Source organism: Salmonella sp. NW884 (genome assembly GCF_051700745.1).
Taxonomy (GTDB): Bacteria; Pseudomonadota; Gammaproteobacteria; order Enterobacterales; family Enterobacteriaceae; genus Salmonella; species Salmonella enterica.
In genome coordinates this window covers 83,759-96,208 of record NZ_JAMMDE010000002.1, presented here as the reverse complement: position 1 = coordinate 96,208, position 12,450 = coordinate 83,759, and the positions used below count along the sequence as shown (strand labels likewise).

Genomic DNA, 12,450 nt, shown 5'->3' with positions numbered 1-12,450 from the left:
AACTGACCGATAAGCCGCTTTCTTTTGGGTATAGCGTCGTGGACAGTCATTCATCCTGCCGCCCTGTAAAAGCAAAAACCCGCCAGCTTACACTGACGGGTTTTATGAAGAGGTGAAACTGACCGATAAGCCGCTTTCTTTCGGGTATAGCGTCGTGGACAGTCATTCATCCTGCCGCCCTGTAAAAGCAAAAACCCGCCGAAGCGGGTTTTATGAAGAGGTGAAACTGACCGATAAGCCGGGTTCTGTCGTGGACAGTCATTCATCTAGGCCAGCAATCGCTCACTGGCTCAAGCAGCCTACCCGGGTTCAGTACGGGCCGTACCTTATGAACCCCTATTTGGCCTTGCTCCGGGTGGAGTTTACCGTGCCACGGACTGTTACCAGCCGCGCGGTGCGCTCTTACCGCACCCTTTCACCCTTACCTGATCCCACTTGCGTGGGCCATCGGCGGTTTGCTCTCTGTTGCACTGGTCGTGGGTTTCCCCCCCAGGCGTTACCTGGCACCCTGCCCTATGGAGCCCGGACTTTCCTCCCCTCCGCCCGTCTCCCCGAAAGGACGACGACGAAGCGGCGACTGTCTGGTCAGCTTCGGCGCGCAGTATAGAGGGTTCGCGCGACTTTGTCACCCTGCGCTGCGCATTCCTATCGCCAGAGCGGCAGCAACATTTCTGGATGCCCGATAAATATTGTCAAAAGCGCCCCGAAAAGCCTCCTCCAGCGTCACGATGCGCGTGAGTACGCTAAAGACAGCGTCGATGCCATAATGATGTACTATTCCTACATCGTGCGTCAGGCTGCCGGCAATGCCAATCACTGGCTTATGATATTTTTTCGCCACATTCGCGACGCCAATCGGCACTTTACCGCGAATGCTTTGGCTATCAATCCGCCCTTCTCCCGTCACCACCAGCGTACAGTCGTGGATATGCTCCTCCAGGTTCAGTGCCGCCGTGACAATTTCGATCCCGCTGCGTAATTCCGCACCGAGAAAAGCCATTAACGCCGCCCCCATACCGCCTGCCGCGCCTGCGCCGGGCGCCGCCTTTACGTCGACATTCAGCGATTTTTTTATGATGTCGGCATAATGAGCAAGATTCCTGTCCAGCTCAACAATGTTCTCTTCGGTCGCGCCTTTCTGCGGCCCAAAAATTCGTGATGCGCCATTGTCGCCGATAAGAGGATTGGAGACATCGCAAGCGACACGAATAGCGCAGAGTTTTAAACGGGGATCGAGCTCTGAAATATCAATGTTGCTTAGACAATGAAGGCTTCCGCCACCGTAACCAATATCCGCGCCGTTTGCATCGCGCAGTTTTGCGCCTAACGCCTGCATCATCCCCGCGCCGCCGTCATTTGTCGCGCTGCCGCCAATGCCGATAATGATATTGCTTGCGCCGCTTTCCAGCGCCTGTAATATCAGCTCCCCCGTTCCCCGCGAGGTAGTAATCAAAGGGTTGCGTTTTTCTGGCGGAACCAGTGCCAGTCCGCTGGCCGCCGCCATTTCAATAAACGCGGTTTTACCATCCCCGGACATTCCCCAGCAGGCATTCACTTTTTCGCCTAGCGGCCCCGTCACCCACGCTGAATGTTCACTCCCTTGCGTGGCGGCAATCATCGCTTCTACCGTTCCTTCTCCGCCATCAGCGACCGGGACAGAAACATATTGCGCATCGGGGAAAATTTCCCGAAATCCTTTTTCTATCGCCTGCGCTACCTCGGCGGCAGAAAGGCTTTCTTTGTAGGAGTCGGGGGCAATTACGATTTTCATAGTGGTAGCCTGTTACTGCACAACGCCGGATGGCGTTTCACTTATCCAGCCTGAAATTCAGGCCCGGATCGCTACACGCCATCCGGGCACAACGTCGTTAGCGAGTGACTTCCACTTTCGCCAGTTTTTCGTAGTAGCACGCCAGCGCGCTATGGTCGTCATTACCGTGTCCATCCGCGCGTAACGCCTGCATCATTTCCATAACGGCGGCGGTCAGCGGGAGCTGCGCGCCAACGCCGTGGGAGGTATCCAGCGCATTCGCCAGATCTTTAATGTGCAGATCGATACGGAAACCTGGCTTAAAGTTTCGGTCCATGACCATCGGCGCTTTCGCATCCAGTACCGTGCTGCCAGCCAGACCGCCGCGAATCGCCTGATAGACCAGATCCGGGTTGACGCCCGCTTTAGTCGCCAGCGTCAGCGCTTCAGACATGGCGGCGATATTCAACGCCACGATCACCTGGTTAGCCAGTTTTGTGACGTTGCCTGCGCCGATATCGCCGGTATGCACCACGGAACCCGCCATCGCTTTCATCAGGTCGTAGTACTTGTCGAAAATGGCTTTATCGCCCCCCACCATCACCGACAGCGTGCCATCAATCGCCTTCGGCTCGCCGCCGCTGACCGGCGCATCCAACATCTCAACGCCCTTCGCCTTCAGCGCATCGCTGATTTCACGGCTTGCCAGCGGCGCGATAGAACTCATATCAATCAATACGGTTCCCGGCTTCGCGCCTTCGATGATACCGTTCTCGCCCAGCGCAACCTCTTTCACATGCGGAGAGTTAGGCAGCATCGTGATGATGACGTCACACTGTTCAGCGATCGCCTTCGCCGTAGAGGCCGTTTCCGCGCCTGCGGCAATGACGTCGGCAATCGCTTCAGGATTACGATCGGACACCACCAGCGAATACCCTGCTTTCAGTAAGTTTTTGCTCATGGGCTTACCCATGATGCCTAAGCCAATAAAGCCAACTTTCATCGTCATAGCGTTCTCTCTTTCCATACCAGGATTATTTTTTAAAGGTGTCGGCAAGCTTCTGCGTGCTGGCGCGGAATGCGCCTAAATCGCTGCCAACGGCGACAAAGGTCGCGCCCCATTCCAGATAACGGCGGGCATCCGCCTCTACCGGCGCCAGAATGCCGCACGGTTTACCGTGCGCTTTAGCGCGGGCGAAAATATGTTGAATCGTCTGCTGCACGTCAGGGTGAGAAGCATTGCCGAGATGACCCAGCGCGGCGGCCAGATCGCTTGGGCCGACAAAAATGCCATCAACGCCTTCCGTTGCGGCGATGGCATCAACATTGTCGACACCCAACTGGCTTTCGATTTGAACAATAATGGTGATGTTTTTGTTCGACTGCGCAAAGTAATCAGGCACCGTGCCGAACATATTCGCGCGGTGAGAAACGGAAACGCCGCGAATGCCTTCCGGCGGGTAACGCGTCGAGGCGACGGCGCGAGCCGCTTCCTCTTGCGTTTCAACAAAGGGGATCAGGAAGTTATAAAACCCAATATCCAGCATCCGTTTGATAATGACCGGTTCATTGGTTGGCACACGTACCACAGGCGCGCTGGCGCTGCCTTTCAATGCCATTAACTGCGGAATTAAGGTGGTCACATCGTTCGGCGCATGTTCGCCATCCAGCACCAGCCAGTCAAATCCCGCCAGACCAAGAACTTCGGTGGTGATTGGGCTTGCCAGTGCAGACCAGCAGCCAATCTGCACCTGTTGCGCCGCCAGCGCCGCTTTAAACTTATTCGGGAAAATAGCGTTATTCATCGCTTATACCTTCGCTTATTTCTTTAATTCTCTACATGTGATGCCGCCACCATGACTTATAGCAACGACAATAAAATGCTTATTTGAAATCAGAATGGGTCTCCGCATTCTATTTCTAATGTGGTACACATCCTGTAGCACAATATACCGTTCTGATATCTTTATCGTCTTTTATTATTATCATGATATTTTCAAATAACTCGTCAGATACACTGAATTCGCCATTCAGTATAAACAGCCTATGGCGGATAATCATTGTGCAAACGCTCATTAAAAAGGGTTTATTTAACGCTTATTTTTGAGCATACGCCCATGATACTGGGCGCTAATGCACACATTTACGCTTTGCCTGCCCTACATAAAAAATTTCATAATTTGCGGTGATCTGGATCACATTCTTATATCTATACTCCTGTCATTCTTATTTCATTATGCATGAACTTTATTTCTTATATTGAGATTTAACGATTTAACCATAACCAAAATAGATAATCCTATTTCTATCATCCAGGCTGGAGAATGTTGAACAATGGCCAATATCGAAATTCGCCAGGAATCGCCATCGGCGTTTTATATAAAAGTACATGAAACCGATAATGTCGCAATTATTGTTAATGACCACGGCCTTAAAGCCGGAACACGTTTTCCGGATGGCCTGGAACTGACTGAACATATTCCGCAAGGCCATAAAGTCGCTCTGACGGATATCCCCGCTCACGGCGAAATCATCCGTTATGGCGAAGTCATCGGTTATGCGGTACGCGACATCCCGCGCGGAAGCTGGATCGACGAGTCGCTGGTTGAACTGCCAAAAGCGCCGCCGCTGAATACGCTACCGTTGGCGACCAAAGTACCGGAACCGCTGCCGCCGCTGGAAGGCTATACGTTTGAGGGCTATCGTAACGCCGATGGCAGCGTCGGCACCAAAAATCTGCTTGGCATTACCACCAGCGTGCACTGTGTGGCGGGCGTGGTCGATTATGTGGTGAAAGTAATTGAGCGCGATCTCCTGCCCAAATACCCGAATGTCGATGGCGTTGTAGGGCTAAACCATCTGTACGGCTGCGGCGTGGCAATCAACGCGCCGGCGGCGGTCGTGCCGATTCGCACGATTCATAATATCGCGCTTAACCCCAATTTTGGCGGCGAAGTGATGGTGATTGGCCTCGGTTGCGAAAAACTGCAGCCGGAACGACTGCTGGAAGGTACCGAGGATGTTCCCGCCATCGCCGTTGAAAGCGCCAGTATTGTGCGTTTACAGGACGAGCAGCATGTCGGCTTTAAATCAATGGTCGACGATATTTTGCGGGTCGCCGAACGCCATCTGACGAAACTGAACCAGCGCCAGCGCGAAACCTGCCCGGCCTCCGAGCTGGTCGTCGGGATGCAGTGTGGCGGCAGCGATGCGTTTTCCGGCGTCACGGCAAACCCGGCGGTGGGTTATGCTTCCGATCTGCTGGTACGCTGCGGCGCGACCGTCATGTTCTCGGAGGTCACCGAAGTGCGCGATGCCATTCATCTTCTGACGCCGCGCGCCATCAACGAAGCCGTGGGTAAACGCCTGCTGGATGAAATGGCCTGGTACGATAACTACCTTGATATGGGGAAAACCGATCGCAGCGCTAACCCCTCCCCTGGCAACAAAAAAGGCGGGCTGGCGAACGTCGTGGAAAAAGCGTTGGGCTCTATCGCTAAATCGGGTAAGAGCGCCATTGTCGAAGTATTGTCGCCGGGCCAGCGCCCCACCAAACGCGGCCTGATTTACGCCGCGACGCCCGCCAGCGATTTCGTCTGCGGCACGCAGCAGGTCGCTTCCGGCATTACCGTACAGGTCTTTACCACCGGACGCGGCACGCCGTACGGGCTGATGGCGGTGCCGGTCATTAAAATGGCGACGCGTACCGAGCTGGCGAACCGCTGGTATGACTTAATGGATATCAATGCAGGCACCATCGCCACGGGTGAAGAGACAATCGAAGATGTGGGCTGGAAGCTATTTCACTTTATTCTCGATGTCGCCAGCGGCCGGAAAAAGACTTTCTCAGATCAATGGGGATTGCATAACCAGCTGGCAGTGTTTAACCCGGCACCTGTGACCTGATCCAGTCAGTACCCTTCTCCGACCAGGGTATAACCGCATAATCTGTAGACCGGGTAAGCGCCAGCGCTACCCGGTATTTTTTCGCCCTTAGCCTGTAGCCTGAAGTATGTCTGCCCGACATGCTTTTTTTATGCCTGACTTTCGATAACTTCCATTTTATTTCGAAACTTTCATTTATCAGATCAAAATCACAAAAAAACATTCCGAAAGCCTATAAATTCTTTCACAGAAAACAAACGAAAGATTTCGGAGGAAGGATGTTTATCATTTCAGGCAGAACAATGCTAAAGAAGGCGCAGCAGGAAGGTTATGCTGTGCCGGCGTTTAACATCCACAACCTGGAGACATTGCAAGTGGTGGTGGAAACCGCCGCAGAATTGCGCTCTCCGCTGATTGTCGCCTGTACGCCAGGCACCTTTAGCTACGCAGGCGTCGGTAATATCGTGGCCATCGCCGCAGAACTGGCGAAAAGCTGGAACCATCCTCTCGCGGTACATCTCGATCATCATGAAAAACTGGCCGACATCAAAATGAAAGTCGCCGCCGGGGTACGCTCGGTCATGATCGACGGGTCGCATTTCCCCTTTGCCGACAATATTGCGCTGGTGAAAAGCGTGGTTGATTACTGTCATCGCTACGATGTCAGCGTTGAAGCTGAACTTGGGCGTCTCGGCGGGCAGGAAGACGATCTTATCGTTGACGGCAAAGATGCGCTTTATACCCATCCGGAACAGGCCCGGGAATTTGTAGAAAAAACGGGTATCGACTCGTTAGCCATTGCTATCGGCACCGCTCACGGCCTCTACACCGCTGAACCAAAACTTGATTTTGAACGACTGACGGAAATTCGTCAGCGGGTTGATGTCCCCTTAGTCCTTCACGGCGCCTCTGGCCTGCCGACCCGCGATATTACCCGCGCTATTTCGCTGGGCATCTGCAAAGTTAACGTCGCGACCGAGCTTAAAATCGCCTTTTCCGGCGCGCTTAAAAACTATTTAACGCAACACGCAGAGGCCAGCGATCCCCGCCATTACATGATCCCGGCGAAAGCGGCCATGAAAGAGGTTGTACGTAAAGTGATTGCCGACTGCGGTTGTGAAGGGAAGCTCTAAAGCCCCCGGATTTAGCACGGCAAAGGGCGTTTTCATAGCTGGATCACGAAAGCCATTATTATCCTTTGCCTTCAAACCAAAAATATTATGAAGATAAACAAAAGATATCGGAGCCAGAAGTGAAAGAAATAATTTCTCGTCACAAAGCAGGAGAACAGATAGGGATCTGTTCCGTATGTTCAGCACACCCGCTGGTGATTGAATCCGCATTACGTTTTGATCTGAATAGCGGGAACAAAGTTCTGATCGAAGCGACCTCTAACCAGGTTAATCAGTTTGGCGGTTATACCGGCATGAAACCGGCTGACTTTCGTGATTTTGTCTATGGCATCGCCCAGGAAGTGGGTTTTCCACGAGAACGGCTTATTTTAGGCGGCGATCACCTGGGACCTAACTGCTGGCAAAACGAACCTGCAGATACGGCGATGGAAAAATCCGTCGAACTCATTAAGGCTTACGTCGCTGCCGGGTTTAGCAAAATCCATCTTGATGCCTCTATGTCCTGCGCTGACGACCCGACGCCGCTGGACCCAATGGTTGTCGCTAAACGCGCCGCCCTGCTTTGCCAGGCAGCGGAAACGACGGCGACCGACGAACAAAAACGCCATTTAACCTATGTTATCGGCACTGAAGTTCCGGTTCCTGGCGGGGAAGCCAGCGCCATTAACGCCGTGCATGTTACCCGCGAACAGGATGCGGCCCGCACGCTGCAAACGCATCAGGCTGCTTTTCGCGCCCTGGGGCTGGAGGAGGCATTGAACCGGGTTATCGCGATTGTCGTACAGCCGGGCGTAGAATTCGACCATACACAGATTATCCACTATCAACCGCAGGCCGCTAAAGCGCTTTCCGACTGGATAAAAGAAACGCCGATGGTCTATGAAGCGCATTCGACTGATTATCAGACGCGACAGGCCTACCGTGCGCTGGTACGCGATCATTACGCCATTCTGAAGGTCGGCCCGGCGCTCACTTTCGCGCTGCGCGAAGCCATTTTCGCACTTGCGCAAATGGAAAACGAGCTGATCTCCCCGGAACAACGTAGTCGGGTACTGGAGGTCATTGATGAAGTTATGCTAAACGAACCGGGCTACTGGAAAAAATACTACCGTCCCACCTGGAGCCAGGCGATGGTCGACATCCACTTTAGTTTGTCTGACCGTATTCGCTATTACTGGCCGCACCCGCGTATTCGTCAAAGCGTAGAGAAGTTAATCGCCAATCTGAATAACGTCACATTGCCGCTGGGATTAATTAGCCAGTTTATGCCCGTACAGTTTGAACGCCTGTCTGAGGGCGTGCTCACCCCCACGCCGCATAACCTGATTATTGACAAAATTCAGGATGTTCTGCGCGCTTATCGCTTCGGTTGCACGCCGGATGTCGCCTGAATAATGGAGAATTTATGAGCCAACTATTTGTCCGAACCGGAATCACATTCGACTCGAGCCAACAGGCGCTGGCGCACATTGGCAAAGAGATGCTGGCGAAAGGCGTGGTACATGATAGTTATCCGCAGGCGCTGGTGGAACGTGAAGCGTCTTTTCCTACCGGCATTGCGCTGGAGCGTCACGCCGTCGCTATCCCTCATTGCGAGGCGGTTCATGCGAAATCACCCGCTATCTATCTGATTCGTCCAGATAAGCCGGTCATGTTTCAACAGGCGGATGATGACGAAGAGATTGCCGTTTCGTTAATCATCGCCTTAATCGTTGAAAACCCGGCGGCACAGCTAAAACTTCTGCGCCGCCTGTTTAGTGAGCTACAGAACCCAAGCACCCTCGATGCCCTGTTAAGCGCGCCGGATGCCGAACTGGCGATACGCTTTCAGGAAACCATCCTTGAGCCTGAGCAGTGCGTCCAGGTTTGATAATAAATTGATAATAATGAGGAATACCCTATGAAACGTAAAGTAATTGTGGCCTGTGGCGGTGCGGTTGCAACCTCAACGATGGCTGCGGAAGAAATTAAAGAGCTATGTGATGCCAACCATATTGAGCTCGACTTAGTGCAATGCCGGGTCACCGAAATCGAAACCTATATGGACGGCGCCGATCTTATCTGTACCACTGCCAGGGTCGATCGCGCCTTCGGCGATATTCCCGTCGTTCACGGTATGCCTTTTGTTTCCGGCGTGGGTATTGAAGCATTACAGCAAAAAATTCTGTCCATTCTCATGGGGTAACGTATGTTTAGCGAAATAATGCGTTATATCCTCGACTTAGGCCCAACGGTGATGTTGCCTCTGGTGATCATCGTGTTCTCTAAACTGCTGGGAATGAAGCTTGGGGATTGTTTTAAATCGGGTTTGCATATTGGTATCGGCTTCGTGGGTATTGGTCTGGTCATCGGCCTGATGCTGGATTCTATCGGCCCCGCGGCGAAAGCCATGGCGGAACATTTCCAAATCAATCTCCACGTTATTGACGTCGGCTGGCCAGGTTCATCGCCCATGACCTGGGCGTCACAAATCGCGCTGGTCGCGATCCCTGTCGCCATCGGGGTTAACGTCCTGATGCTAGTGACCCGCATGACCCGCGTGGTGAATGTCGATATCTGGAATATCTGGCACATGACCTTCACGGGCGCCATGCTGCATCTGGCGACCGGTTCATACTGGCTGGGGATTCTGGGCGTTGTGGTTCATGCCGCCTTTGTCTACAAACTGGGGGACTGGTTTGCCAAAGATACCCGCGACTATTTTGGCCTCGAGGGGATTGCTATCCCACACGGTTCATCCGCGTACCTGGGCCCCGTGGCGGTGCTCGTTGATACCATTATCGAGAAAATTCCGGGCCTCAATCGTATTCACTTTAGCGCAGACGATGTCCAGAAACGCTTCGGACCGTTTGGCGAGCCGGTGACTGTCGGCTTCGTGATGGGGCTGGTGATTGGTGTACTGGCAGGCTACGACGCTAAAGCCGTTCTGCAACTGGCGGTCAAAACTGCAGCGGTGATGCTGCTTATGCCACGCGTCATTAAACCTATTATGGATGGCCTAACGCCTATCGCGAAACATGCGCGTAAACGTCTACAGGCCAAATTTGGCGGGCAGGAGTTCCTGATAGGCCTTGATCCAGCGCTACTGCTCGGTCATACCTCTGTTGTCTCCGCGAGCCTGATATTCATTCCGCTGACCATCCTGATTGCCGTCTTAGTACCGGGGAACCAGGTGCTGCCGTTCGGCGACCTCGCCACCATCGGTTTCTTTATTGCGATGGCGGTTGCGGTACACCAGGGCAACCTGTTCCGCACGCTGATTTCAGGTGTCATTATTATGGGTATCACCCTGTGGATAGCCACCCAGACGATTGGCCTGCATACCCAACTGGCTGCCAATGCCGGAGCGCTAAAAGCTGGCGGACAAGTCGCCTCGCTGGATCAGGGCGGTTCTCCCATCACCTGGCTGCTGATTCAACTTTTTACCTGGCAGAATATCGTCGGCTTCGCCGTCATTGCCATTATCTATCTGGCCGGCGTACTGCTGACCTGGCGTCGCGCCCGACAATTTGTCGCGGCTGAGAAAGCCACGGCGCTACAGCAAAGTCAAATCGCCTCTTAATTTTAGGGGAGCAATCGCTCCCCTCACCTTCCTGGAGAATGTTATGAAATCAGTGGTTATTCACGCTGAGGGAGACGTGCGCGTTGAAGAACGTCCCTTACCACAACTGCAAGCCGAGGACGATGTGTTGGTCAAGGTCGTTAGCTCAGGGCTTTGCGGGTCAGATATCCCGCGTATTTTCGCGCAGGGCGCCCATTATTATCCTATTACGTTAGGCCATGAATTCAGCGGCTACGTTGAATCCTACGGCACAGGCGTAACGGATATGCAGCCTGGCGATGCCGTCGCTTGTGTCCCGCTTCTTCCCTGCTTTCACTGTCCGCAATGCGAACGCGGTTACTTTTCTTTATGCAAACAGTATCAGTTTGTAGGATCGCGCAGCGAAGGCGGTAATGCGGAATATGTGGTGGTCAAACGGGCCAATCTTTTCCGCTTGCCGTCTGATATGCCGATTGAAGATGGCGCGTTTATCGAACCGATTACCGTGGGCTTACACGCCTTTCATCTGGCGCAGGGCTGCGAGGGGAAAAACGTAATTATCGTTGGTGCCGGGACAATTGGCCTGCTGGCCTTACAGTGCGCGCGGGAACTGGGCGCGCGAAGCGTAACGGCGATTGATATCAATCCGCAGAAACTGGAACTGGCGAAAGCGCTCGGCGCAACGCATACCTGTAATAGCCGGGAAATGACCGCCGACGACATCCAGACCGCGTTGTCCGACATTCAGTTTGATCAACTGGTTCTCGAAACGGCAGGAACTCCCCAGACCGTCTCGCTGGCTATCGATATCGCCGGGCCGCGCGCGCAACTGGCGCTGGTGGGGACGTTACATCACGATCTCACCCTGACAACGCGTACATTCGGGCTAATTTTGCGTAAAGAGCTCACGCTCCTCGGCAGTTGGATGAACTACTCCGCGCCATGGCCAGGAGAGGAATGGGAAACCGCAGCGCGCCTGTTGGCTGAAAAACGTCTTCAACTGGCCCCTCTCATTGCCCATCGCGGCGATGCGGAAAGCTTTGCAGAAGCAGTCAAAGCGCTTAATGGCGCGCCCATGCAGGGCAAAATCTTACTTCAACTTTCCTGATGGTACGAGCCAGCAACCTGCGCTGGCTCACATTTCCTTTCGAAATTTAGCGTTCACCTTTCGCAATCCTTCGTTTAAACTAGTTACAGTTAATTATCAGGCAAATCAATATGAACTCATTTGAGCGAAGAAATAAAATTGTCGACCTGATTAATACGCAAGGCAGCGTGCTGGTGATGGATCTTTCAAATACCTTTGGTATTTCTGAAGTGACTATCCGTGCTGACCTGCGTCTGCTGGAAGAGAAAGGCCTTGTCACCCGTTTTCATGGCGGCGCGGCAAAACCGGGAAGTCATCTGGCGGAAGGCGACAATCAGGAAGTCATTCTGGAAGATCGGTATCAACTCGCCAGCGATCCGAAAAAGCGGATTGCCCAGGCGGCTGCGGCAATGGTTGAAGAAGGAATGACCATCATTCTGGATAGCGGGAGCACAACATTACTGATTGCGGAAGCGCTCGCGCGAAAAAGCAATATTACGGTGATCACTAACAGCTTGCCTGCCGCTTTTACGCTATCAGAAAATAAAGATCTCACGCTGGTGGTTTGCGGCGGTACGGTACGGCATAAAACCCACTCAATGCACGGCACGATTGCGGAACGATCGCTACACGGCATCAGCGCCGATGTCATGTTTGTCGGGGCGGATGGCATTGATGCGACAAACGGTATTACCACGTTTAACGAAGGTTATTCCATTAGCGGCGTCATGGCGGCGGCGGCACACAAAGTTATCGCGGTACTGGACGCGACCAAATTTAACCGTCGCGGCTTTAACCAGGTATTGCCGATGGACAAGATCGACTGTGTGATAACCGATGACACCATCAGCAAACAGGATAAAGCGGCATTAGCGAAAACAGGCGTGGAACTAATGATCGTCTAAAAAGGAGTCGGTTATGCGTTGCTGATCGCGAGAGTAAGCCCGAAGGAAAGGTCCGGTCCGCTATCACCGCCCAATGCCCCCATCACTTTACCCACATCAATCACCTGATTGAGTATTAACGCGATGGCGATAAAAGGCGGTTCCCGGGC

11 protein-coding genes and 1 other RNA gene are annotated in these 12,450 nt (G+C 53.2%); 8 read left to right on the top strand and 4 right to left on the bottom strand.

The window, feature by feature from the left end:
• Positions 1–218: 218 nt before the first annotated feature.
• The 4 genes from rnpB to garL form a co-directional block, all read right to left on the bottom strand.
• Positions 219–593, bottom strand: an RNA gene (gene rnpB, locus NA197_RS04865) — RNase P RNA component class A.
• 32 nt (positions 594–625) lie between these two features.
• Complete coding sequence (gene garK / locus NA197_RS04860) at positions 626–1,771, bottom strand: glycerate 2-kinase (protein ID WP_064043415.1); 1,146 nt, start codon at positions 1,769–1,771, stop codon at positions 626–628.
• 97 nt (positions 1,772–1,868) lie between these two features.
• Positions 1,869–2,759, bottom strand: a complete 891-nt coding sequence (garR, locus tag NA197_RS04855) for a 2-hydroxy-3-oxopropionate reductase (RefSeq protein ID WP_000178106.1) — start codon at positions 2,757–2,759, stop codon at positions 1,869–1,871.
• Positions 2,760–2,784: 25 nt separating this feature from the next.
• Positions 2,785–3,555 carry a 2-dehydro-3-deoxyglucarate aldolase gene (garL, locus tag NA197_RS04850; RefSeq protein ID WP_001057715.1) on the bottom strand — a complete coding sequence of 257 codons (771 nt, stop codon included), beginning with the start codon at positions 3,553–3,555 and terminating at the stop codon, positions 2,785–2,787.
• Positions 3,556–4,084: 529 nt separating this feature from the next.
• On the opposite strand from garL, the gene garD reads away from it, so the two are divergent.
• The 8 genes from garD (at position 4,085) to NA197_RS04810 (ending at position 12,301) form a co-directional block, all read left to right on the top strand.
• Positions 4,085–5,656, top strand: a complete 1,572-nt coding sequence (gene garD / locus NA197_RS04845) for a galactarate dehydratase (protein ID WP_001273723.1) — start codon at positions 4,085–4,087, stop codon at positions 5,654–5,656.
• A 257-nt stretch (positions 5,657–5,913) separates the two neighbouring features.
• Entirely contained in the window at positions 5,914–6,768 is an 855-nt protein-coding gene (locus tag NA197_RS04840) for a tagatose bisphosphate family class II aldolase (protein WP_064043416.1), read from the top strand.
• Positions 6,769–6,887: 119 nt separating this feature from the next.
• Positions 6,888–8,159, top strand: coding sequence for a tagatose-bisphosphate aldolase subunit GatZ (gatZ, locus tag NA197_RS04835; protein ID WP_001805535.1), 1,272 nt, complete (start codon positions 6,888–6,890; stop codon positions 8,157–8,159).
• Between the two features lie 14 nt (positions 8,160–8,173).
• Positions 8,174–8,638, top strand: a complete 465-nt coding sequence (gene gatA, locus NA197_RS04830) for a PTS galactitol transporter subunit IIA (RefSeq protein ID WP_000080445.1) — start codon at positions 8,174–8,176, stop codon at positions 8,636–8,638.
• Positions 8,639–8,668: 30 nt separating this feature from the next.
• Positions 8,669–8,953: a PTS galactitol transporter subunit IIB gene (gatB, locus tag NA197_RS04825; protein WP_000824293.1), complete on the top strand. Its 285-nt coding sequence runs from the start codon at positions 8,669–8,671 to the stop codon at positions 8,951–8,953.
• 3 nt (positions 8,954–8,956) lie between these two features.
• Positions 8,957–10,330 carry a galactitol-specific PTS transporter subunit IIC gene (locus NA197_RS04820; RefSeq protein ID WP_000490601.1) on the top strand — a complete coding sequence of 458 codons (1,374 nt, stop codon included), beginning with the start codon at positions 8,957–8,959 and terminating at the stop codon, positions 10,328–10,330.
• A 43-nt stretch (positions 10,331–10,373) separates the two neighbouring features.
• The gene (gatD, locus tag NA197_RS04815) at positions 10,374–11,417 is read left to right on the top strand and encodes a galactitol-1-phosphate 5-dehydrogenase (RefSeq protein ID WP_000844173.1); all 1,044 of its coding nucleotides are present in this window, start codon (positions 10,374–10,376) and stop codon (positions 11,415–11,417) included.
• A 110-nt stretch (positions 11,418–11,527) separates the two neighbouring features.
• Positions 11,528–12,301 (top strand): DeoR/GlpR family DNA-binding transcription regulator, encoded by a 774-nt coding sequence (locus NA197_RS04810; protein ID WP_001083899.1) that lies wholly within the window; start codon positions 11,528–11,530, stop codon positions 12,299–12,301.
• Positions 12,302–12,450: the final 149 nt, after the last annotated feature.